Here is a 23807-nt window from a genome sequence, read left to right on the forward strand (position 1 = left end):
AAAACAAGCTTAGGTGATTTGTGATGTATAACATAATGATTGTCGACGATGAAGAAAAAATTGTGTCATTTATAAAAGAAAGTTTATACTTAGAAGGTTTTAACACTATTGTCGCTTATAATGGACGTGACGTTTTAAAACAAATCGATGATAAAATTGATTTAATCATTTTAGATATTAAAATGCCATATATAGATGGGTTTGAAGTTGCTCAATCACTTAAAGAGAGTAATATACCTATTATTTTTCTTACTGCTAAAGATAATCTTGATACTAGACTGAAATGTTTCTCGCTTGGTGCAAAGGATTACTTACCTAAGCCTTTCTATATGGAAGAACTTATAATTCGAATTAAAAATGTACTTAATCAAAGTCATTCTCAAAGTTTGACTCCCAACATAAAAAAAACTAAAGAATTAATCATTTATTATGATACATATAGAATTGATGTAAATAACATGACGATAGATATTACAAAAAAGGAATTTGAAATTATAAAATTACTATCTTTAAATCCTCAATATTATTTCAGTAAAGAACAGATATATGATTCGATTAATTTAAATAAGACAGGCAATACTCAAGTTGTGGCTGAACATATACGTAAAATAAGAAAAAAGTTAAGTTGTTATAGTCGTTTTGAATACATCGATACAAAGTGGGGAGTTGGATATAAATGGCTAGAGTAGAAAGTTTAAAAAGAAAAATGACACGTCTTATCATAGCAATTATAGTTGTCAGTGTTGGATTAGTATTTTTACTACAAATTTTGCTTAATGTATTAGAATTTTCAAATTTTGGAAAGTCTTTATACACTAATTTTTGGAAACAACCGCATTACATTTTCTCTTTTACTAGCGCATGTATCAGTATTATGACTCCTTTGTTAATCATTTACGTGTTCACACAGTTTTTTTATAAAAAGTACATTACAACTAGTATTAATTATCTTAATGATACGATTCAAGGATTAAAAAATAACCGCACTGATGTTGAATATAAGAAAATGAGTATTTCAGAATTCAATAAAGTGATTCAAGAAGTTGAGCATATACATACTTATCTTGCTAATAGTATTAAAGATCAATTATCTATTCAAAATAATTTTAAAAGAAAACTCGAAATTTTAGAACATGATTTAAAAACACCGTTAACCGTCCTTCAAGGTCATATTGAATTACTAAGAAAGATTAATCGTTCTAATCTGTCTCAGGAGGAAATACATTTTAAAATAAACAAGGAAGCAGACATTGCGTTACAATCTATTGATAGAATAAATAATCAATTACAAATACATATTAAAAACATCAATCTATTGCCAAACCATTCAGATACAATTCATGTTGATAAGGTAATAAAAATCATTAAAGAGAGCTATAATCAACAATACATATTAAAGGAGAGAGAACTGATTATTGATGTTAATCATGATTTTCCCTATTATACCTTAAGCATTAACAATCAAGTTCTATACCACGTCATCGATAATCTAATTAATAACGCCTTGAAATATGCTGAAAAACAAATATCTATAAAGTTTGAAGTTATCAACGACCATTTACTAAACTTCACCATAACCAATGATGGAAGAATATTTACTGAAGATGAATTGAATTCTGCCAAAGAGTGGGGGACAAAAGGTAAAGAATCAAATGGGTCTGGTATTGGTCTATATTTTGCTAATATTGTGCTTCAACAATATAATAGTGAACTTATTTTAGAAAATGAGAATAATCATGCAAAAGTAAGTTTCAATATTCCTGTTTAACAATGTTTATTAATTTAAAGAATAATGTTTGTATTTATTGCTAAGATTTAAAATTATAAACACATCCGAATCATTAATTATCGTATAGACATCTGGAGTTGATATCTTGATTCCTATTACATCGCTATTATTATTGTGATTGAATTTGATATTTTTTTAATTAGCAAAATAATTTTGAGAATATATAAAGTCATTTAAAGATTATTGAAAACAAAAAGCTAAAGCAATTATTAGTTTTTAGTCATTTATTGCTAGCCTTGGTTATTAACTACTAAAAGGACTAAGTGACCGTAATGTGTCGCTCAGTCCTTTTTATAATCCCTTCTCCAACTTCTTTAATTAAGAAATATATCCATTAATCGTCCACTGTCTACTCAGACTATTTCGTCTATTATTCAATTGTCTATTCTTCACCGCTCGGTCAAGGCTCAGTGATAGTTGTTCAATTAAGTAGATATAGGTTTTTTCTTTCAATTAAGACTTCTAGGTGTGTGCGTAACACGGTTCAGACATCGATTTGGTTTTGATAAAGCATCTTCGTGTTTTTCTATATTTTCATTAAAGACATAATTAAATTGCTTAGACACTAGATAAATTCAATCATTTCGACAGTGAGAATTAACGCGCGGTATTACTGTTTCTGTCGAGGTGTTTAAATATATTCTTTTTCGTTATCACGCTGTTTATTTTAGATATAGTTTGATTATCTAAGTATATTTAATTAGCTTGTATTACATAAAATCATTTATAACGCACGTATAAAAATGGTAAAACAAAATAAATAACAATAAATAGTATCATATATTTTTAATGATATTAAAACTTTTCAAGTTAAATTTAAAAAGTTTTATAGAATTTTAAGTTGTAATATATACTTTATAATTTAAGTTTGTTAAAATTATTTATATAATAAATAATGAAAAAGGTGATGTGACAATGAAAAATTGAGAGTTATTTTACAACGTAATAGAAGATAAACGAATTTTTGAATGAAGATTATTTTGTAATTGTATTTGATACAAATACTTTATTAGTTGACTATCAATGGAGAAGTATAACTAAACAATCTATTGAAGATTTACTAGAACTCGTTGATTAAACTAATTATAGCGCGCTAATTAATATCAAAAAATAAAGTTTGTTTTTAACTATGAGTAAATGAAGTGCACTCACTATTTTGTATTATTTAGATATAAAAGACACAAATATTTTTATAATTATAAATCCTTAAACTAATTAAATATATGGTTCTTATGTGTAATGGAGGTTATTGTTTGGAAAAGAATATTATATTGGTTCCTCATACTTATAGAAAGTCTATACATATTGAATTGCAAGATGCTAATCTGATGCTGCTTTTCGATGGTTTTAAAAATAAAAATAATAATGAAGATCCTTATATTTTTAGCGACTCATTTTTATATAGTTTTTGTCACGCGGCAAATTCTATGTCTAAAAATTTACTATCAGATAATGTAAGACCTATTTATATTTTTATGGCAAAAGATGAAGAAAATCATTATATGATAGATACGGTTATTGAAAGTGAAACTATTATTGAATGGCCTTTAAAAGGGGATAGAAGTAAGGAGCAATTAAAAAGATTTTTTGCTGAAAATTTGGGAGATGAAATTGATATTGATGATGTGATTGATCATCATTTACCTGGAATTTCAGAAGAAAAAAACGATTTGACTGAACATTGTAATATTACTCTTAGAACATGTATTGGAAATAAAGAGGGTAGCTATTTACCACTAATAAAATACGGAGAAAATTATAAATCCTTTACTTTTAATAAAGAGTACAGCCAAAAAATACAAAATCTATTTAAAACTGACAAAAATGCAAGAAACTATGTAGTAAAAAAGACTACTCCTAGAATTTGTGATGATAGTAATAAAATGGAGGATTATGACGATGTGATTCAATATATAGAATCTGAAGTTTTAAACAATGATAATATTTATAAAGTGGATGCTACTAAAATTAAAGGATTATATTCTGAACTCAAAAGTAAAAGAGGTAAAAAAGGTCCAATTGAACTAAAAATAAATAAGTCATTAAACGAATTATAACGTATTAAATTACTTTTTTATTATAAACAATGATTATAAAACTATAACTCCCTATCTTACCTACACATTTTCGTGTGGGTATGGTGAGGAGTTTTTTTATTTAAACCTTATCAACATCCAATCATTTTTCAATTTTTTAAAATCACACTTCCTGTTTTCCTTCATCACACAGTCATGGACTTTTTTAATTGTTGTTCAATTAAGTCGATATAGGTTCTTTCTTTCAATTAAGACTTCTAGGTTTGTACGCAACATGGTTCAGACAGTGAAATGGTTATAGTAATTATCATAACAACTACAGGAATATTATGCTTTGTTCCAGGTGATTTTTTATTATTTGAATTTAAACTCACGTATACCAAACATTTCTCAACAATACTATATCATTTCATTTGGGTAAGTAATGATCAATGATATCTTAAAAATAGTCGTAACTGTATCACTCTTTATAAAATACTGAAATAGTTTACTCGAGAATTTCTACATCTTTGATTGCTTTAAAATGTTGATGTCGATAAATTCAAGTAAAAAATAAAATTTATTCAAAAAAGGTATCAAAGCTTGCTTAAAAATTGTGGAGTGTTAAAATTATTGTTGAAAACGGTTCCAATGAATTGTTGTTTGCTATAGGTAGTTAATCATTGAATTAATTAACTATATCGAGTAATAAATGGGAGAGATAGAAATGAACGATACAAATAGAACGCATAAGGAAAATAAGTTAGAACAAGATATTACACTACCTTATTTAAAAAAAGCAGTTATTTTTTCAATTACTTTTGGTTTCTTTGGTGTAAATATGGCTTTTGCACTTCAATCAGCAATGATGGGGAGAATATTCCAAACGTTAGGAGCTAATCCTAATAATTTAGGATGGTTTTTTATTTTGCCACCTTTAGTAGGAATGATTGTTCAACCCCTTATTGGATACTACTCTGACAGAACTTGGACCAGATTTGGACGTCGTATGCCGTATCTGTTGATAGCTGGTCCGATTGGAGCCATCGTATTAGTCTTATTACCTAATGCAGGTTCATTTAATTTTGGATATGCTTCACTCATGGCTTTATCCTTTGGTGCGGTGATGACTTTACTTATGGATTTGACTTCAAATGCATGTATGCAACCATACAAAATGATTATTGGCGATATGGTAAACGAAAAACAAAGAGATATGGCGTGGTCTTGGCAACAAATTTTTTCAAATTTAGGTGGTATTATTGCTACAGTATTACCATTTTTATTAACAATGTTGGGAATGAGTAATGTAGCACCTAAAGGTGAAGTACCAATGACTGTAAAATTAGCTTATTATATTGCAGCAGCAGTATTATTAATTGCTTCTATATGGACAGTTATCTCCGTTAGGGAATATGAGCCTAAAACGTATAATTATTATCATGGAATCAATGAGAACAATAGAAATAATAAATTAAGCTTATTACAGTTATTAAAAAAAGCCCCTAAACAATTTTGGCAAATTAGCGTAGTTCAATTTTTTAACTGGTTTGCATTGATGTATCTTTGGACATATTCAACAGGTGCAATAGCAAAGAATGTTTGGAATGTGACAGATCCTTCTTCAGCCGGATATCAAGCAGCGGGAAATTGGTATGGCGTATTATACTGTATACAATTTTTGAGCTCAGTTATTTTTGGTTTTGTCATTGCAAGATCTAAACCATCCCAAAGAAAATTTTGGTATAGCTTTGGATTGGTTTTCGGTGGAATAGGTCTTATTTCAATATTCTTTATCCATAATCAATGGTTACTCATTTTTTCATTTGTATTGATTGGTATTAATAATTTAACGATGAATACACAACCATTTACATTATTAACTGAGGCAATCGATGGAGAAAATTCAGGAGCATATTTAGGTTTATTTAATACAAGTATTTGTCTACCACAAATTGTAGCGTCTATAGTCAGTTTTGGACTGTATCCATTATTGGGAAGTTCAATGCCTGCGATGCTACTGCTTGCAGGAATCATGATGCTTTTAGGTGCAGTTTCAGTTAAATTTATTAATGCAAAATTTGAATAGACTAGTAAAAAAACTTAATAATATTAATAAGAGTGGAAATAGAGTGTTTTTCGCTCTTTTTTTATAAAAAATTATTAGAAATATGCATTAAACAAAGAAATGATGTATTAGTAATTAAAGTAGTTGAGATCTTACCATCATTGATAAGACTCTGAAATATCTTATCAATAATTTCTTCATTTTCATTGGCTGTGAAATGACGTATTAAACCTTTTATAAATGATAAAAATATTGTAACTTCAAACAACTGTGCACAAATCTGATTGTATTGATTCATGGTTTATAGCTAATATTTCTTTATTTAAAAATCCACCTCTGTCTCTCTTTAGCATTGAATGGATACATGACCTCATGCATTTCTGGGCTATTGAAAGTATTGTAATTAATAAATATAAAAAACTTTATTTATTTCTTTTTATATGGCACAAGTAAATGTAAAAGTGCGATAATTGGTAAAATTAAATTTATTTATGTAATATTATTGAAATATTGTAACATTAATGTAATGATGTGAACTGTAAGACAAATATGAGGAGGGTTTTTATGAAAAAAGTTTCTAAATTTATTTTAGCTAGTAGTTTAATTTTGGGCTTTTCCGTAACGCCCGAATTATTTAATGTCACTCAAGCACATGCGCAAGAATCTGTGAAACCTTATTATAATTATAGTGGTTATACAGCACATCAAAGTAACTTTATTCTAGATAAGAATTTTAAAACATCTTTAAAAGCCGATAACTTCAAGATTAATGGTTACAAGATTACTCAAAACGAATCAGCTAAAAATGATAAAGATGTATATGATCAAACATATTACGGGGTTTCTAATCATAAAGCGAATGGTGTTTTCTTCTCATTAGACGGTAAGTCAGTGAGCGAAAAAGAATTATTGAATCATTACGGTGAACCAAAGTCTACATCTACATCAGCATGGGGCAAAGAATATTCGTATAAAATTGGAAATAAAGATGTAAGATTTTATGTTAATAAAAAAGGATATGTCATTAAAGGACAAATCATTAGTGAATAGAGTGGGGTATCAATAAAGGAAGACGAGGCTGGGACATAATTCCTAGCAAAATAGCCAGTAAATGAGTTTTTTATAAATTCATTTACTGGCTTCTTTAAATAATGATCTAAACAATTTGCTTTTCTAGACCTACTTTGAAATGTGTTATTTTCTTTAAGAATATTAATTAATATATGACTTGTGTTGCTAATGCTAACCTTGGTCAGAGTGTATTGTCATGCGATAGTTCAGATGAGATCGTTTAATTAAAACCTTGTTTTAAACATCGATGACAAGGTCTAATGTAGGACGTGGAGACATCATTTTCGGAATGATATAAACAAATCCATAAAAGGAGATAAATCGAAAAGCTTTATACCCTATGGGGGTATATGTTATGGTATAAGTAGCTTTACTATAACATTTTCATTAGGAGGGGTTAATTTGAATAATAATGGTGAAGAGCATAATCATCAAAATCACATGAATCATTCCAATCAAATGCATCATGATAACCATGCCTCACATCATCATAGTGGCCATGCACATCATCATGGAAATTTTAAAGTTAAGTTTTTTGTTTCATTAATTTTTGCAATACCTATCATTCTTTTATCGCCACTGATGGGTGTTAACTTACCTTTTCAATTCACATTTCCAGGTTCTGAATGGGTAGTGTTAATATTAAGTACAATTTTATTCTTTTATGGTGGTAAACCGTTCTTGTCTGGTGGTAAAGATGAAATTGCTACAAAAAAACCAGGCATGATGACCTTAGTTGCCCTAGGTATCTCAGTAGCTTATATTTATAGCTTGTATGCTTTTTATATGAATAACTTTAGTAGTGCAACTGGTCATACAATGGACTTTTTTTGGGAATTAGCAACCTTAATTTTAATTATGCTATTAGGACATTGGATAGAAATGAATGCTGTCGGAAATGCTGGAGATGCTTTAAAGAAAATGGCAGAACTGTTACCTAATAGTGCGATTAAAGTTATGGATAATGGCCAACGCGAAGAAGTTAAAATATCAGACATCATGACTGATGATATCGTCGAAGTAAAAGCCGGAGAAAGCATTCCAACAGATGGTATTATCGTTCAAGGACAAACATCTATAGATGAATCCCTAGTCACTGGAGAATCTAAAAAAGTACAAAAAAATCAAAATGACAACGTCATCGGGGGTTCTATTAATGGGTCTGGAACAATACAAGTCAAGGTTACAGCTGTGGGAGAAGATGGATATCTTTCTCAAGTTATGGGACTTGTTAATCAAGCACAAAATGATAAATCTAGTGCTGAATTGTTATCTGATAAAGTAGCGGGTTATTTATTCTACTTTGCTGTAATTGTTGGCGTGATTTCGTTTATTGTCTGGATGCTCATTCAAAATGATGTTGATTTTGCATTAGAACGTCTTGTAACTGTGTTAGTCATTGCTTGTCCACATGCTTTAGGCTTGGCAATACCTTTAGTCACTGCACGTTCTACTTCAATTGGTGCACATAATGGTTTAATTATTAAAAATAGAGAGTCTGTAGAAATAGCTCAACATATCGATTATGTAATGATGGATAAAACTGGTACTTTAACTGAGGGTAACTTTTCTGTGAATCATTATGAGAGCTTTAAAAATGATTTGAGTAATGATACAATATTAAGCCTTTTCGCCTCATTAGAAAGTCAATCTAATCACCCATTAGCTATAAGTATTGTTGATTTTGCGAAAAGTAAAAATGTTTCATTTACTAATCCACAAGACGTTAATAATATTCCAGGTGTCGGATTAGAAGGTCTAATTGATAATAAAACATATAAAATAACAAATGTCTCTTATCTTGATAAACATAAACTTAATTATGACGATGACTTGTTTACTAAATTAGCTCAACAAGGTAATTCAATCAGTTATTTAATTGAGGATCAACAAGTCATTGGCATGATTGCTCAAGGAGATCAAATTAAAGAAAGCTCAAAACAAATGGTAGCTGATTTACTATCAAGAAATATTACACCAGTCATGCTTACAGGTGACAATAATGAAGTGGCACACGCTGTCGCAAAAGAATTAGGTATTAGTGATGTCCATGCACAACTCATGCCAGAAGATAAGGAAAGCATTATAAAAGATTATCAAAGTAACGGTAATAAAGTCATGATGGTCGGAGACGGTATCAACGATGCGCCGAGCCTTATAAGAGCCGATATTGGTATAGCAATTGGTGCAGGCACAGATGTTGCAGTGGATTCAGGTGATATCATACTTGTTAAAAGTAATCCATCAGATATCATTCATTTCTTGACCCTTTCAAATAATACTATGAGAAAAATGGTTCAAAACTTATGGTGGGGTGCAGGTTATAATATTGTTGCTGTACCTTTAGCAGCTGGCGCATTAGCTTTTGTCGGGTTAATATTATCACCAGCTGTAGGAGCAATATTAATGTCTTTAAGTACAGTTATAGTAGCGATTAATGCTTTTACATTAAAATTAAAATAAAAGAGGTAAACCTTATGTATAATAAAGTTTTTGCAATTTTAATTATAATTTTTTCCATAATAATTATTGCGTCTAATGATACTTTCGCAGAAAGTAAGAATGACATGATGAACATGAAAGAAGATAAGAAAAATACAATGGATATGAAAAATATGAAACATCATGACGAAAGAAAGAAATTAAATTCTTCACAAGGAAAAAATGAAATAATATTTCCTGAAGTTGCAGAGTCAAAAAAAGATAACAATGGTTATAAAAATTATACATTAAAAGCTCAGGAAGGAAAGACAGAGTTTTACAAAAATAATTTTTCTAATACTCTAGGCTACAATGGAAATTTACTTGGACCAACTTTAAAATTAAAAAAAGGAGATAAAGTTAAAATTAAGTTAATAAATAACTTAGATGAAAATACAACATTTCATTGGCATGGATTAGAAGTAAATGGAAAAGTGGATGGAGGGCCTTCTCAGGTTATAAAACCAGGAAAAGAAAAAACTATAAAATTTGAGGTTAATCAAGATTCTGCTACGTTATGGTATCACCCCCACCCCTCTCCAAATACAGCTAAACAAGTTTATAATGGCTTATCAGGATTATTATATATAGAAGATAGTAAAAAGAATAATTATCCTAGTAATTATGGAAAAAATGATTTGCCTATAATAATCCAAGATAAAACATTTGTATCTAAAAAATTAAATTATTCAAAAACGAAAGACGAAGATGGCACTCAAGGTGATACTGTTCTTGTGAACGGAATAGTAAACCCCAAACTGACAGCAAAAGAAGAGAAAATACGTTTGAGACTTTTAAATGGTTCTAATGCTCGAGATTTAAATCTTAAGCTAAGTAATAATCAAAGTTTTGAGTATATTGCTTCAGATGGCGGTCAATTAAAAAACGCTAAAAAATTAAAAGAAATTAATTTAGCTCCTTCAGAAAGAAAAGAAATAGTAATAGATTTATCTAAAATGAAAGGCGAGAAAATCAGTCTGGTTGATAATGATAAAACTGTAATTTTACCGATTAGTAACAAAGAGAAAAGTTCTAACAAAAGTAATACACCAAAAGTAGGTAAGAAAATAAAATTAGAAGGTATGAATGATAATGTTACCATTAATGGTAATAAATTCGATCCTAACAGAATAGATTTTACACAAAAGTTAAACCAGAAAGAAGTATGGGAAATTGAAAACGTCAAAGATAAAATGGGTGGTATGAAACATCCTTTCCACATCCATGGAACGCAATTTAAAGTTTTATCTGTGGATGGGGAGAAACCTCCAAAAGATATGAGGGGTAAAAAGGATGTTATATCTTTGGAACCTGGACAAAAAGCTAAAATAGAGGTTGTATTTAAAAATACTGGAACATACATGTTTCACTGTCATATACTTGAGCATGAAGATAATGGAATGATGGGTCAAGTAAAAGTAACAAACTAATCAATAGGGAGATTTTAATATGATGAAAAAAGATAAAGACACTAATGACCAAAAAAGTGAGAGCCATATGAAGCATAATGATGAAAGTAAAGTTCCTGAAGATATGACATCGACTAATGAGGGTGAATTTAAAGTAGGAGATAAAGTAACGATTACAGCAGGACATATGCCAGGTATGAAAGGTGCAGAAGCTACTGTAAAAGGTGCGTATAAAACATATGCCTATGTTGTAAGTTATAAACCCACAAATGGAAATGAAAAAGTAAACAATCATAAATGGGTCGTAAACGAAGAGATCAAAGATGCACCTAAAGATGGATTTAGTAAAGGCGATACTGTTAAATTAGAAGCAAGTCATATGTCTGGTATGAAAGGTGCTACAGCCAATATAGATAACGTGGAAAAGACTACTGTTTACGTAGTTGATTACAAATCCAAAGATAATGGTAAAATCATTAAAAATCATAAATGGATGACAGGAAATGAGCTGAAAGCACGATAAAAATCTAGTTCTAGATTGAGAAATAAATAGATATAAAAATATCCTCCTTAATCAATAATTTAAATAACTTATTATTGTTAAGGAGGATATTTTTTAGTGTGTAAATTAAAAAGAATTTTAGAAGAATAACATTTATCAAAAAACTGTTCATTACCTTATTAATTGAAATTATATAATTAAAAACCGCATCATTAACCGATAAGCAGAAGCGTATCGTAAGTGAGGCGGATTTTTTAGCCGCTTCTCAAAGGGGGGGACGAACGTATCATAACATATGAGGTTTATGAGAATTGCTGTTATGTTTTTGATCACATCAATAAATAAAAAAGATATGTACTATGTAAAATATTTATTAAATGATATAAAGCGAGGATACATAAATGATTTTTAAATAGATATGTATCCAATAATATAAAAAGGGACTATAAGCTATATCTAACTACTTATAGTCCTTTTTCATTAGTATAAATATTAAGAAAGATGTATATCTTTGTAACCTTCATTTACATTAATAATGTTGTGATAACCTTTATGTTCTAAAATACCAATAGCTATCGAACTTCTAATGCCAGACTGACAGTGTACATAAATAACATCGTTTCTATTGAAAGGTAAATCTGTTTCTAAAAGTTTGCCGTGTGGTACATGAACCGCTTGAGATAAGTGGCCATTATTCCATTCATTATCATTACGTACATCTAATATATGTGATTCGTTACCTGTAATATCTTCACTATGAATGGAACATGTTTGAATCTTAGATTGAGGTAATTGATATCCAGCAACATCATCGTAACCAATGAGTTGTAAGGCGTGTGTTGCTTTTGAAACAAGGTGATAGTCTCCAATCAAGTTAATTTCTTGATCATAGTTTAGATACCAGCCAATTTGATTGATGAAATTTTTATCATATGGAATATTGATTGTACCTTCAATATGTCCACCATGATAAGCCTCATTACTGCGGAGATCAAAAGTTAATCTGTTTGTACTTGTAGCTGGATAAACCGTATAAGGTTGATATAAATTCATACCGAATTGATTAATTTTTTTCATTTGTGCAAAATGATGTGGTGGTGCAGGTTGGTCAGAAATTAGTTTATCGATAAAGGTAGCTTCATTATTTTCAGAAAAAGCCCAGTTCGTTTGTTTTTCATAGCCAAGAGTAGATGTTGGAATAGCACCTAAAGATTTACCACAAGGACTACCAGCGCCATGGCCAGGCCAAATTTGAATGTAGTCTGGCAAGTCTTTAATACTTTCAATAGATTTAAACATTTGTTTAGCGCCTATTTCAGATGATCCTTCTACTTTAACAGCTTTTTCTAGTAAATCAGGTCTACCGATATCTCCTACAAAAATAAAATCACCACTGAATAGTCCCATTGGAACTTGTGCTCCAGCACCTTCGTCAGTAAGTAAAAAACTTATACTTTCTGGCGTGTGACCAGGTGTATGAAGCACTTTTAATTTTATATTTCCTACATAAATATCATCATTATGTTGAACAAAATGAGTGTGGTTAGGCATATTTTTATAACCTAACATGTCATCACTTTCACCCGATACATAAATACTAGCATTTAACTTTATAGCAACATCTCTAATTCCTGAAGCAAAATCTGCATGTATATGTGTTTCAGCTGCATGAGTAATGGTTAAACCTTCTTCATCAGCAACTCGAATATATGAAGATAAGTCACGAATAGGATCAATAATCATGGCTTCTCCAGTTTTTTGACACCCGATTAAATAAGATGCTTGAGATAAGTGTTTATCATAAAATTGTTTAAAAAACATAATATCATTCCTTTTTAATTATATAAATAAATTGTGATTAGCTTGTTCTGTATATCCAATATATGCACCTACGCCACCGTATTCTACATCATCGCGTAGTTCTTCTTTTGTAATGCCCATAACATCCATGCTCATTGTACAAGCAATAAGTTTAACACCTTGTTCAACTGCTTGATTGATAAGAGAAGGTAAATCATCGACATTTTTCTTTTTCATGACATAACGCATCATTAAATTTCCTACACCAAACATATTCATTTTTGAAATAGGCATTTTAATTGGTGAATTTGGAAGCATGAAGTCAAAAAGTTTTGCGATACCTTTTTTCTTAATGCGTTGACTTTGAGTTTTTTTAAGTGCATTCAAGCCCCAAAATGTGCAAAAAATGGTTACATCTCTACCTGCGGCTTTAGCACCATTAGCAATAATCATTGCTGCAACTGCTTTATCTAGTTCGCCGCTAAATAAAACAATCGTTGTTCCATTTTTTGTGTGCGTCACTTCTATATTTTTATTTTCTTCTTTTTGAATAATAGCGCGAATTTCATTACCAGAATCATTGAGTCTAACAAGTGTGTGTCCAGTTTGTTTGACCCAACTTTTAATATCGTTTAAAAAACCGTGATCTGTCACAACAACTTCTATTTGATCACCAATAGCAATGTTTTTCATTTCTTTACTAATATTAACAATAGGTCCTGGGCACTGTAGATTACTATAATTAAACGTCTTACGATTGTGTTTGATTTGAATTTCTTTATCTTCTTTTAATTTAAATGATTCATTATTATGTTGCTGTTCGTAAGCCGTATAGCCTCCATCTAAATTCACCACATTGTATCCGCGTTGTGTAAGAAATTGACTTGCTTTTCTACTTCTATTACCACTTTTGCAATAAGCATAGTAAGTTTTATTTTTACTTTGTTTAAAAGTCTCTATATTTTCAACTGAATGTAATAAAGCATTTTTAATGTGTCCTAATTCATATTCTTCAGGCTGTCGAACGTCAATTAATTGACCCTTAGAACCCAATTCTTGTAATTCTTTTTTAGTGAAATCATTAATGTGTTTTGTTTTATATTGTGACATAATTGCCTCCTTTTAAATACCTATGGGGGTATGTTATAACGGATTAGACAGTTTGTCAAATACCTAATGGGGTATTTGACAAACTAAAATTTAATCAATATGATGTAATTATTAAAAATTAATATGGAGTGAAATATATTGGAATATAATAAAAAGATGATTAATCGTATTCATCGCCTACAAGGACAACTTAATGGTGTCATTAAAATGATGGAGGAAGAAAAAAATTGTAAAGATGTCATTAGTCAATTAAGTGCATCTAAAAGTTCTATTCAACGTTTAATGGGTATTATCATTAGCGAGAACTTAGTAGAATGCGTCAAAATGTCTGAAGAAAATAGTGAAGATTCTCAGACATTAATTAATGAAGCAGTTGAATTATTAATAAAAAGTAAATGATAATGGTGACTTCCATGATAATCATGTTACTCATTGGAATATTTGGAGGATTTATTTCAGGATTGGTTGGTATAGGGGGAGCAATTATCATTTATCCTATGCTTTTATTATTACCACCTTTGGTTGGTCTACCAACTTATAGTGCTTATATTGCTTCAGGATTAACCTCAAGTCAGGTGTTTTTCAGTACATTGAGTGGATCCTTTAAAGCATATAAAAACAAAGATTTTTCTAGAACGCTTGTACTTAATATGGGAAGTGGAATGATTATAGGTAGTATACTAGGTGCAATATTAGCGAATTTAATAAATGTACAGTTCGTTAATATGGTTTATATTATTATTGCATTATTAGCTCTTATTTTAATGTTTATTAAAGTCGCACCATCTACTAGTCATATTAAGTTTAATCGTCTACTTTTAATTACAATAGGTGGTATCATCGGTTTGGTATCTGGTATTGTAGGAGCTGGTGGAGCATTTATTATTATTCCAGTACTACTTGTTATATTTAAATTACCAATGAAGACGGTGGTTACAAATAGTATTGTAATTGCGTTCATTTCTTCTGTTGGAGCATTTATTATTAAATTATTACAGGGTTATATTCCTGTTAATAGTGCAATACCGTTAATTTTAGGTAGTATACTATTTACGCCTCTAGGTATGAAAATAGGACAAAAAATACCTGATTATATTCAAAAAATGATTGTAAGTATTTTAATCGTCATTGCAATCATTAAGTTGATTTTTTAAGAATATTATATGATAGAAAATCTATTAAAAGCGTCTCAATGATAATGAGACGCTTAAAATTTATCTAGCCTTAAATGATTCAATGGCTGCTTTGATTTCATCTCTAACACGTTGGAATTCTGACCAAGGTTTGCCTGCTGGATCATCAAATCCCCAATGTTCTTTTTTTACATTCGGCGGCAATATAGGACAGTTTTGATCAGCATCACTACATAGAGTTACTACTAAATCGGATTGGTTTAGTATATTTTTGTCAATTAAATTAGAAGTATGATTTGATATATCAATTCCAACTTCTTTCATAGCTTCTATTGCTTTTGGATTTACACCGTGTGCCTCAATACCGCCAGAATATACTTGCCATTCATCATCTAAGATGTTCTTACCCCATCCTTCAGCCATTTGGCTACGGCATGAATTACCTGTACATATAAAATAAATTATTTTCTTTGTCATCATTGACACCTCTTTTTTAAAATATAATAAGTGTTAGATATAACCCTAACAGTGTGATAAATAATACCGGAATCGTTATAATAATACCGATTTTAAAGTATTGTCCCCAAGAAATTTTAACACCTTTTTGAGTAAGCACATGTAACCAGAGAAGTGTTGCTAACGAACCAATTGGTGTGATTTTAGGTCCTAAATCAGATCCGATAACATTCGCATAAATCATGCCTTCCTTGAGTATGCTTGTTGTTTGAGATTGACCAATCGCTATTGCATCTATTAAAACAGTTGGCATGTTGTTCATAATAGATGAAAGGAATGCAGCTATAAAGCCCATGCCCATGATACTACTAAATAAGCCGTAACTTGAAATATTTGTTAGTACATCACTAAGAAGCGTTGTAATCCCCACATTTTTTAGACCAAATACCACAAGATACATACCAATAGAGAATAAAACAATATTCCATGGTGCACCTTTAATTACTTGTTTCGTATGAACAGCCTTAGATTTACGTGCTAATAATACAAATATTAAAGCAATGATACCAGCAATAATTGATACTGGAATGTTTATAAACTCACTTATTAAATAACCAACTAGCAATACAGTGAGTACAATCCACGAGATATTAAAAAGCTTTTTGTCCTTAATCGCTTCTTTTGGTTCTCTAATATTTACTGCATCAAATTTTCTTGGGATAGACTTTCTAAAATAAAGCCATAAGACAAGAATACTTGCGATTAAAGAGAATATATTAGGTATAATCATTTTACTGAAGTACTCAACAAATCCAATATCAAAGTAATCAGCAGAAACAATATTAACTAAATTACTAACAATTAATGGAAGAGACGTAGTATCTGCAATAAAACCACTAGCAATAATAAATGGGAATACCGCTTTTTTATCAAATCCTAAACTACGTACCATTGCTAAAACAATAGGTGTCAGTATTAAAGCTGCACCATCGTTCGCAAAGAAAGCTGCTACAATAGCGCCTAACAACATAATGTAAACAAACATTTTCAAGCCATTACCTTTTGATGCTCTCACCATATGTATAGCAGACCATTCAAAGAACCCAATTTCATCTAATATGAGTGAAATGAGAATAACTGCAACAAAAGTTAAGGTCGCATTCCAAACAATTCCAGTAACTTCTAGTACATCTGAAAAGCTTACAACGCCAGTGATTATAGCAACTACAGCACCAATTAATGCAGTAATACCAATATCTAGACCTTTAGGTTGCCATATGACAAAAATTAACGTTAATATAAAAATTGTGATTGCTAATATTGTCATTGTTAACATTCACCTTTCTCTACAGTTTCACATATACATGGGACAGTACTGGAACTCAATAGAGTGAGTCGTGATGTAATGTCATCTAATACAGCATGATTCAATTTATATAAATTTTTATTACCATCCTTTCTAGATGTAATTAAATTATTCTCTTTTAATACTTTCATATGATGACTTAATGTGGGTTGAGAAAAAGAAAAATGCTGTAATAAATCACAAGCACATAATTCACCACAAGATAACAAATCTAATATTTCAAGACGGCTACTATCAGCCATCACTTTCAAGTATTGCGATATTTCACTATAATTCAATTTTTTTCTCCCTTTCTACTTAGAATCTTTTATATCGTTAATAATTTTTATTGTCATTTGATAAATTACATACTTGCTTAACTCCTAAATTATTAACTGGTTTAAAGTAGACTCTATTTATCATATAGTTCTCATTATAATCAATAATATCAATATTCTAATACTCGATAAGGTATGACAAAGTAATTATTAAGACTTTCATTTTTAATCTTGTCTATCCAAAATGATTCATCTTCTTTTTTGTTATTAAAAAGGTCATCACGTTGATTTAGCGTAACTAACGATTGATTAACAACCCACCAATTATGGCCTATATTAGCTCTATTTAAATCTTCTACTAAACGTTTAGATTCTAAATAAGGTGTTTTTTCTGCTAATGTTACAATTATCATCTGTGTTAAATTTTTATTTTGAATTTTGGGTAATAATGTTTCAACATTACTGGTAGTTTGAGTTGATTTTTTCTTTAATTCTCTATGATGATTTTCACTAGAATCAAGTAACAGCAAGGTATGGCCTGTAGGAGCTGTATCTATAATTACGTAATCCATGTCTTCTTGATTCTCCATAATGTCACTAAAGGCTTTGAAAAATGCTATTTCTTCTGTACAAGGTGATTTTAAATCTTCCATAATATAATCAATATCGTCTTGTGGTGTATCATCATTCACTGTGGCTAGTACTTCTTTTTTATATTTTTCTAATGCTTGTTCTTCATCTATATAAGCAGTATTTAAATTACTTGTGGTTTCAACATTAATTTCTTTAGTAGGGTCAGTAGTTGCTAAAAGAACACGATATCCTTTATTAGATAATGCTGTAGCTAATTGCGTTGCTACTGTCGTTTTACCAACGCCGCCTTTTCCCATTGTAAATAAGTATTGAACTTTACTATTTTCAATTTCATCTATTAATTTATTGAATTGCGGATGATCTTCAACAATAAAGTCATCATTTTCAATTAAGTTATCATCATTTAATAGATTAGTTAAACTTTCTATACCTTCTTCTTTCTGCTTTTTATATGGAACGTAGTAAACATGATTGTTATTTAACCATTCAGTAAAATGATTAATGTTTTTATCTTGTTCTGATTTCATTTGACTCGAAATTGAACCGTGACTTTCTTCTATATAGTTGTTAATGATTACTTTGAATTTAGAAATTGATAGTTGTTGTAATTCTTGTTGTGCTCTTTGAATTTCATATATAGAAGAGTGGCTAGGTTTCGTAACTAGCATCATGGTCGTATCGTCTTGGTTACGTAGTTTTTCAAGTGCTGAATTATATTTATCTCTATTTTCATTTAAACCCGCCAATTGACCTAAGCAAGAAGCGTCATTACTTGTTGTATTTAAATAATCTGTCCATGCAGAAGGTAATTCAAGCATTCTCAAGGTGTGACCTGTTGGAGCTGTATCAAATATAATGAAATCAAATTCTTCTTCTAAAGTTTTATCGGATAAAAAAATTGTAAATTCATTAAATGCTGCTACTTCAACTGTACACGAGCCACTTAACTGTTCTTTCATCTCAGAAAGCACATCTTCTGGTAGAATACCCTCATAAGGTTCTATAGATTGTGCTTTATAATCGTCTGCAGCAACAATCGGGTCAAAATTGGCTATAGAGAGATTAGGTATAGGTTGATATTTAGTTAATTTATTAGATAATTCCATTTGAAATACATCTTGTAAATTACTAGCTGGATCAGTACTTACTAAAGCTACTTTCTTTCCATTCTCTGCTAAGTTTAAAGCAATAAAACTTGATATCGTCGTTTTGCCTACGCCACCTTTACCAGTAAAAAACAAATATTTTGTTAACTCAATGTTATCTAAATTCAATTTATTTAAGTACTTAACAGCATCCATCTCCACCACAGCATCCTCCATTTCTCATTTGATTAACCGTAATAATTTCATCGGCTTCTTCTTGAGTAATATAAGCGCCCGTTTTAGCTATATTGCCTTCTATAAAAGTGATTGGTAAAACTTCATTACCTTTGTCTTGGATTAAACGAATAACTTCTTTATTTTGAATAAATTCATTCGGATTATTGTTCATATTATAACGTTGAACTTCTATTTGATTTTGTTTTAAATATTCATTGATTTGGTTCGTTTTTATTAATGTTTCATCCGGTTCTGGACCACATACGCCAGTAGAACAGCACATAGCTTCTTCGTATATTTCAATATTTAACATTATACTCACCTCATTAATTAATTTGCGATTATAGACTAACATCTATATAGATTGATGTCTATGTTTTTGATTGAGTTTTAAAATTTTACTAAATTTAATTCTTAATAATACAATTTATGAAAAATTATTTTAATATTTCTGTGAGAAATACCTAAGTTTATGCAAAATTATAGGTTTTTTCTTGCGATAATATATATATTGGTTTATATTTAATACATCAAGAAAAATTGATGTATTAAATGATATAAAACTACATTGACAATAAGAAAGTGTGATTGATTACGAGTAAACCATGTAAGTACTTTAACTTTTGGTTACTTTATTAGTTATTTAAATCTTGTTATCCTATCAAGAGAAATCAATTTAAAAGAAGCTACAATATTATATGTAGAAGGAGTTCTTTAAAGGTAATATTACTCAGTATGGCGAATCAACAAAAAATGACTATAAACAAGCAATTCAAGAATTGAAATAAAGATAATATAAACTCAATGAAATATTATAAAAAGGATGGTCTTTTATGGAAGTTATTAAAACAAAGACTGATATGAGTGAAGATCAACAGTTTGACTTTTATGAAAAGATGTTTAATGCACTTGCCGATAAAATCAGATTAAAAATACTAAATCAAATTAGCCAAAGCTCTAATAAATCATTATGTGTGTGTGATTTAGAAGGGTTATTAGATATAAAACAATCTAAACTTTCTTATCATTTAAAAAAATTAGTAGATGCAAATGTTCTTATTGCTGAAAAGCATGGCACATGGAATTATTATAAAATTAATGAGCAACAAATACAGGTTGTTTTAAATGAAGATACTTGTTGTAAGATACTTTAAGTATCTTTTTTAATATAATATTAATCAATATTTTTTGATATATTAATCAAAAAAAGTTGATTAATTAAATTTGGAGGAATTATATTAATGTTAGATTCAAGTATAGAATTCATAAAGACATTTTTAATGCTATTTTTTGAATTATTAGTACTATTCATAGTAGTGAGTTTTATTGTAAGTATAATCCAGCAAATAGTTTCAGAAGAGAAAATAAAACACTTTTTAAGTAAACCTAATCAAGTTATTAATTATATTTTGGGAATGATATTTGGTTCGATTACACCTTTTTGCTCTTGTTCAACAATTCCTATACTTGCAGGTTTATTAAATTCTAAAGTTCCATTTGGTCCTGCAGTGAGTTTCTTGATTGCATCGCCATTAATGAATCCATTAATGATATTTATGTTATGGAGTTTACTAAGTTGGAAAGTTGCTGTTATTTACTTTGTTGTACTAGCGATTTTTAGTATTTTAACGGGTCTAGTATTTTCAAAAATGAATTTAGCTAAAACTTACAAAGGTGTAAACGTTAAAGGAGATGGGTTTTTTGCTAATAAAACTGGATCTCGTGTTAAACATGCATTAAATGATGCTTGGGCATTCTTATATCCAATGCTTCCTTATTTATTTATTGGTGTGTTTATTGGTGCTTTTATATATGGATTTGTACCTGAAACGTTTATCACTAAATATGCAAGTGGAGATAGTAGTATATCCGTAATCATTGCATCAGTAGTAGGTATTCCTATGTATATTAGACCTGAAACTATGTTACCTATAGCCGGAGCATTAGCTTCAAAAGGAATGTCCTTGGGAACGGTTGTCTCATTAATAATAGGTGGTGCCGGTGCAAGTATTCCAGAAGTAGTATTATTATCTAAATTATTCAAAAAAGAGTTTGTAGTATCGTTTGTTATCGCCATTTTAGTTGTAGCTATTTCTACAGGTTTGATTGTGAACATCATTATTTAAAGGGGGTGAGTTGATGGGAATCAAAGATGTATTAAATAAAATGAAACCTCAGGATCAATCATGTTGTTCTGTGGAAATTGAAGAAAAAAAAGAGAAAAATGAAAAAGAACAGCAGGATAATAACAATTGTTGTAACAATTAATTTAGAAGTCTGTAAAATATATGCTTCTAATAAATAAAAGAACGACAAATTCCAATGTAATAGTATGGAATTTGTCGTTCTTTCGTTTCAGTTAAGGAAAATGATTTTGTTTATTTATTAATTATGAAAGTAAAATAAAATTTTAATTCCATCTTAAATGTATTATATATTCATTGTTTGGTAATATGTAGATGTTTAAGAAGTTGATTTATATAATGTTTACCAATTTATGATAAATAGAAAGATGTGAAAATATGAAACATTCAAGCAAAATAATAGTATTTGTAAGTTTCTTAATTTTAACGATTTTTATTGGAGGATGTGGTTTTATAAATAAAGAAGATAGCAAAGAAACGGAAATCAAACAAAACTTTAATAAAATGTTGAACGTGTATCCAACTAAAAATCTAGAGGATTTTTATGATAAAGAAGGTTTTCGAGATGAAGAATTTGATAAAGATGACAAAGGGACATGGATTATTAATTCTAAAATGATTGTTGAACCGAAAGGGGAAGATATGGAAGCAAGAGGGATGGTTTTACGTATAAATAGAAATACGAGAACAGCTAAAGGTGACTTTATTATAAAAAGAATAACAGAAAATAATAAAGGAATACCTGATGTTAAAGACAAAAAATATCCAGTAAAAATGGAAAACAATAAAATTATTCCAACAAAACAAATTAAAGATAAAAAATTAAAAAAAGAAATTGAGAACTTCAAATTTTTTGTACAATATGGAAATTTTAAAAACTTAAAAGATTATAAAGACGGAGATATATCATACAATCCTAATGTGCCAAGTTACTCAGCGCAATATCAATTGAACAATTATGATAATAATGTTAAACAACTAAGAAAAAGATATGATATTCCCACGAATAAAGCTCCTAAATTATTATTGAAAGGTACAGGAGATTTAAAAGGATCCTCTGTAGGTTATAAACATCTTGAATTTACTTTTGTAGAAAATAAAAAGGAAAATATTTATTTTACTGACAGTATAAACTTTAACCCGAGTAGGGAAAATTAAGTATGTATCAAACTGAATATAAAATATAACCAGGTAATATAACTAGCAACTATGAATAAACCAGCGCAGTATCCAAAATCAGTTCTGAAATTGAAAATGCAAATCATAAAAGAGATGAAAGCTGAAGAATAGCACTGCTAACACAAACAATGAGACACTACCACGCTTTCAGTAAAAATTTTAAAAGTTTAACTTAAGGCGATTGGGTAGTTAGTACAATCTTTGAATTGGATTCAATAAGTAATAATTTAAAGAATAATCTGGACTAATTAATTTAGAAGCATATCAAAGTGAAGCATTTTGTAAAAGTATAAATAAAGTAAAATCGGAAAGATGTGAGCCAATGCGTTATCTCAAGAAAGTAACGATATACATAAGTTTATTAATTTTAACGATTTTTATTGGAGGATGTGGTTTTATAAATAAAGAAGATAGCAAAGAAACGGAAATCAAACAAAACTTTAATAAAATGTTAGACGTGTATCCAACTAAAAATCTAGAAGACTTTTATGATAAAGAAGGTTTTCGAGATGAAGAATTTGATAAAAATGACAAAGGAACATGGATAGTTCATTCTGAAATGACCATTGAACCAAAAGGAAAGAGTATGGAAACTAGAGGAATGGTCTTGTATATCAACCGAAATACTAGAACAACCAAAGGGTATTATTTTATAAATGAAATTACAGATGATAGTAAAGGTAGACCAAAAGATGATGAAAAGAGATATCCTGTAAAAATGGAACACAATAAAATTATTCCAACGAATCCAATACCTAATGACAAACTAAAAAAAGAAATAGAAAACTTCAAATTTTTTGTACAATATGGAAATTTTAAAAACTTAAAAGATTATAAAGACGGAGATATATCATACAATCCTAATGTGCCAAGTTACTCAGCGCAATATCAATTGAACAATAATGATAATAATGTTAAACAACTAAGAAAAAGATATGATATTCCCACGAATCAAGCTCCTAAGTTATTGTTAAAAGGGGATGGCGACTTAAAAGGATCATCCGTAGGTTCTAAAAATTTAGAATTTACTTTTGTAGAAAATAAAGAAGAGAATATATTTTTTACAGATGCAGTACAATTCACTCCTAGCGAGGATGATGAATCATGAGTC

22 protein-coding genes are annotated in these 23807 nt (G+C 29.5%); 15 read left to right on the plus strand and 7 right to left on the minus strand.

The window, feature by feature from the left end; all coding sequences use genetic code 11:
• Positions 1–23 precede the first annotated feature (23 nt).
• From NST35_RS00350 to NST35_RS00385, 8 genes are all read left to right on the plus strand, one after another.
• Positions 24–689 (plus strand): response regulator transcription factor, encoded by a 666-nt coding sequence (locus NST35_RS00350; protein WP_002458482.1) that lies wholly within the window; start codon positions 24–26, stop codon positions 687–689.
• Entirely contained in the window at positions 677–1768 is a 1092-nt protein-coding gene (locus NST35_RS00355) for a sensor histidine kinase (protein WP_002458481.1), read from the plus strand. The genes NST35_RS00350 and NST35_RS00355 overlap by 13 nt, the downstream gene beginning before the upstream one ends.
• A gap of 1274 nt (positions 1769–3042) precedes the next feature.
• Complete coding sequence (locus NST35_RS00360; RefSeq protein WP_340747222.1) at positions 3043–3846, plus strand: hypothetical protein; 804 nt, start codon at positions 3043–3045, stop codon at positions 3844–3846.
• Positions 3847–4531: 685 nt separating this feature from the next.
• Positions 4532–5893, plus strand: a complete 1362-nt coding sequence (locus NST35_RS00365) for an SLC45 family MFS transporter (protein ID WP_002458478.1) — start codon at positions 4532–4534, stop codon at positions 5891–5893.
• A gap of 543 nt (positions 5894–6436) precedes the next feature.
• Positions 6437–6922: an immunodominant staphylococcal antigen IsaB family protein gene (gene isaB / locus NST35_RS00370; RefSeq protein WP_002447577.1), complete on the plus strand. Its 486-nt coding sequence runs from the start codon at positions 6437–6439 to the stop codon at positions 6920–6922.
• A 423-nt stretch (positions 6923–7345) separates the two neighbouring features.
• The gene (locus NST35_RS00375) at positions 7346–9406 is read left to right on the plus strand and encodes a heavy metal translocating P-type ATPase (RefSeq protein ID WP_001830454.1); all 2061 of its coding nucleotides are present in this window, start codon (positions 7346–7348) and stop codon (positions 9404–9406) included.
• A 14-nt stretch (positions 9407–9420) separates the two neighbouring features.
• Entirely contained in the window at positions 9421–10854 is a 1434-nt protein-coding gene (locus NST35_RS00380; protein WP_002490381.1) for a multicopper oxidase family protein, read from the plus strand.
• A gap of 19 nt (positions 10855–10873) precedes the next feature.
• On the plus strand, positions 10874–11356 hold the full coding sequence (locus tag NST35_RS00385; RefSeq protein WP_000975988.1) for a YdhK family protein: 483 nt from the start codon (positions 10874–10876) through the stop codon (positions 11354–11356).
• A gap of 471 nt (positions 11357–11827) precedes the next feature.
• On the opposite strand, the gene cstB is transcribed toward NST35_RS00385, so the two are convergent.
• Positions 11828–13156 carry a persulfide dioxygenase-sulfurtransferase CstB gene (gene cstB / locus NST35_RS00390; RefSeq protein ID WP_002458473.1) on the minus strand — a complete coding sequence of 443 codons (1329 nt, stop codon included), beginning with the start codon at positions 13154–13156 and terminating at the stop codon, positions 11828–11830.
• 18 nt (positions 13157–13174) lie between these two features.
• Positions 13175–14245 carry a DsrE/DsrF/DrsH-like family protein gene (locus NST35_RS00395; RefSeq protein WP_002458472.1) on the minus strand — a complete coding sequence of 357 codons (1071 nt, stop codon included), beginning with the start codon at positions 14243–14245 and terminating at the stop codon, positions 13175–13177.
• Between the two features lie 138 nt (positions 14246–14383).
• On the opposite strand from NST35_RS00395, the gene cstR reads away from it, so the two are divergent.
• Complete coding sequence (gene cstR, locus NST35_RS00400; RefSeq protein WP_002458471.1) at positions 14384–14644, plus strand: persulfide-sensing transcriptional repressor CstR; 261 nt, start codon at positions 14384–14386, stop codon at positions 14642–14644.
• 14 nt (positions 14645–14658) lie between these two features.
• Positions 14659–15399, plus strand: coding sequence for a sulfite exporter TauE/SafE family protein (locus tag NST35_RS00405; protein ID WP_002458470.1), 741 nt, complete (start codon positions 14659–14661; stop codon positions 15397–15399).
• Positions 15400–15459: 60 nt separating this feature from the next.
• Here the strand turns inward: NST35_RS00405 and arsC are convergent, their stop codons facing one another.
• The 5 genes from arsC to arsD all read right to left on the minus strand — a co-directional run bounded on the left by arsC (position 15460) and on the right by arsD (position 19686).
• A complete protein-coding gene (gene arsC, locus NST35_RS00410) occupies positions 15460–15855 on the minus strand; it encodes an arsenate reductase (thioredoxin) (RefSeq protein ID WP_002458469.1) in 396 nt (131 codons plus the stop codon).
• A gap of 16 nt (positions 15856–15871) precedes the next feature.
• Positions 15872–17161 (minus strand): arsenite efflux transporter membrane subunit ArsB, encoded by a 1290-nt coding sequence (gene arsB / locus NST35_RS00415; protein WP_002458468.1) that lies wholly within the window; start codon positions 17159–17161, stop codon positions 15872–15874.
• Between the two features lie 2 nt (positions 17162–17163).
• Complete coding sequence (locus tag NST35_RS00420) at positions 17164–17478, minus strand: ArsR/SmtB family transcription factor (RefSeq protein WP_002458467.1); 315 nt, start codon at positions 17476–17478, stop codon at positions 17164–17166.
• 149 nt (positions 17479–17627) lie between these two features.
• Positions 17628–19352: an arsenical pump-driving ATPase gene (gene arsA, locus NST35_RS00425; RefSeq protein WP_340747313.1), complete on the minus strand. Its 1725-nt coding sequence runs from the start codon at positions 19350–19352 to the stop codon at positions 17628–17630.
• The gene (gene arsD / locus NST35_RS00430; RefSeq protein ID WP_002458465.1) at positions 19339–19686 is read right to left on the minus strand and encodes an arsenite efflux transporter metallochaperone ArsD; all 348 of its coding nucleotides are present in this window, start codon (positions 19684–19686) and stop codon (positions 19339–19341) included. Before arsD ends, arsA begins: the two co-directional genes overlap by 14 nt.
• Before the next feature lie 520 nt (positions 19687–20206).
• Here arsD and NST35_RS00435 point away from each other — a divergent pair.
• The 5 genes from NST35_RS00435 (at position 20207) to NST35_RS00455 (ending at position 23804) form a co-directional block, all read left to right on the plus strand.
• On the plus strand, positions 20207–20527 hold the full coding sequence (locus NST35_RS00435; RefSeq protein WP_002447566.1) for an ArsR/SmtB family transcription factor: 321 nt from the start codon (positions 20207–20209) through the stop codon (positions 20525–20527).
• Between the two features lie 87 nt (positions 20528–20614).
• Positions 20615–21499 (plus strand): permease, encoded by an 885-nt coding sequence (locus NST35_RS00440; protein WP_002458464.1) that lies wholly within the window; start codon positions 20615–20617, stop codon positions 21497–21499.
• 13 nt (positions 21500–21512) lie between these two features.
• Positions 21513–21641, plus strand: a complete 129-nt coding sequence (locus tag NST35_RS00445) for a hypothetical protein (protein WP_002447564.1) — start codon at positions 21513–21515, stop codon at positions 21639–21641.
• Positions 21642–21895: 254 nt separating this feature from the next.
• Entirely contained in the window at positions 21896–22675 is a 780-nt protein-coding gene (locus NST35_RS00450) for a tandem-type lipoprotein (protein WP_002458463.1), read from the plus strand.
• A gap of 343 nt (positions 22676–23018) precedes the next feature.
• On the plus strand, positions 23019–23804 hold the full coding sequence (locus NST35_RS00455; RefSeq protein ID WP_002458462.1) for a tandem-type lipoprotein: 786 nt from the start codon (positions 23019–23021) through the stop codon (positions 23802–23804).
• The last annotated feature ends 3 nt before the right edge of the window (positions 23805–23807 follow it).

This window comes from Staphylococcus sp. FSL W8-0304, assembly GCF_038006565.1.
Lineage (GTDB): Bacteria > Bacillota > Bacilli > Staphylococcales > Staphylococcaceae > Staphylococcus > Staphylococcus epidermidis.

Excerpts from the sequence above, each read along its gene's own strand:
- NST35_RS00385 (WP_000975988.1), top strand. The coding sequence starts at position 10,874 with ATGATGAAAAAAGATAAAGACACTAATGACCAAAAAAGTGAGAGCCAT.
- NST35_RS00405 (WP_002458470.1), top strand. The coding sequence starts at position 14,659 with ATGATAATCATGTTACTCATTGGAATATTTGGAGGATTTATTTCAGGA.
- NST35_RS00395 (WP_002458472.1), bottom strand. The coding sequence starts at position 14,245 with ATGTCACAATATAAAACAAAACACATTAATGATTTCACTAAAAAAGAA.
- arsD (WP_002458465.1), bottom strand. The coding sequence starts at position 19,686 with ATGTTAAATATTGAAATATACGAAGAAGCTATGTGCTGTTCTACTGGC.
- isaB (WP_002447577.1), top strand. The coding sequence starts at position 6,437 with ATGAAAAAAGTTTCTAAATTTATTTTAGCTAGTAGTTTAATTTTGGGC.
- NST35_RS00445 (WP_002447564.1), top strand. The coding sequence starts at position 21,513 with ATGGGAATCAAAGATGTATTAAATAAAATGAAACCTCAGGATCAATCA.
- NST35_RS00455 (WP_002458462.1), top strand. The coding sequence starts at position 23,019 with ATGCGTTATCTCAAGAAAGTAACGATATACATAAGTTTATTAATTTTA.
- NST35_RS00365 (WP_002458478.1), top strand. The coding sequence starts at position 4,532 with ATGAACGATACAAATAGAACGCATAAGGAAAATAAGTTAGAACAAGAT.
- NST35_RS00350 (WP_002458482.1), top strand. The coding sequence starts at position 24 with ATGTATAACATAATGATTGTCGACGATGAAGAAAAAATTGTGTCATTT.
- NST35_RS00435 (WP_002447566.1), top strand. The coding sequence starts at position 20,207 with ATGGAAGTTATTAAAACAAAGACTGATATGAGTGAAGATCAACAGTTT.
- NST35_RS00355 (WP_002458481.1), top strand. The coding sequence starts at position 677 with ATGGCTAGAGTAGAAAGTTTAAAAAGAAAAATGACACGTCTTATCATA.
- arsA (WP_340747313.1), bottom strand. The coding sequence starts at position 19,352 with ATGGATGCTGTTAAGTACTTAAATAAATTGAATTTAGATAACATTGAG.
- arsC (WP_002458469.1), bottom strand. The coding sequence starts at position 15,855 with ATGACAAAGAAAATAATTTATTTTATATGTACAGGTAATTCATGCCGT.
- cstB (WP_002458473.1), bottom strand. The coding sequence starts at position 13,156 with ATGTTTTTTAAACAATTTTATGATAAACACTTATCTCAAGCATCTTAT.
- arsB (WP_002458468.1), bottom strand. The coding sequence starts at position 17,161 with ATGACAATATTAGCAATCACAATTTTTATATTAACGTTAATTTTTGTC.
- NST35_RS00440 (WP_002458464.1), top strand. The coding sequence starts at position 20,615 with ATGTTAGATTCAAGTATAGAATTCATAAAGACATTTTTAATGCTATTT.
- NST35_RS00380 (WP_002490381.1), top strand. The coding sequence starts at position 9,421 with ATGTATAATAAAGTTTTTGCAATTTTAATTATAATTTTTTCCATAATA.
- NST35_RS00450 (WP_002458463.1), top strand. The coding sequence starts at position 21,896 with ATGAAACATTCAAGCAAAATAATAGTATTTGTAAGTTTCTTAATTTTA.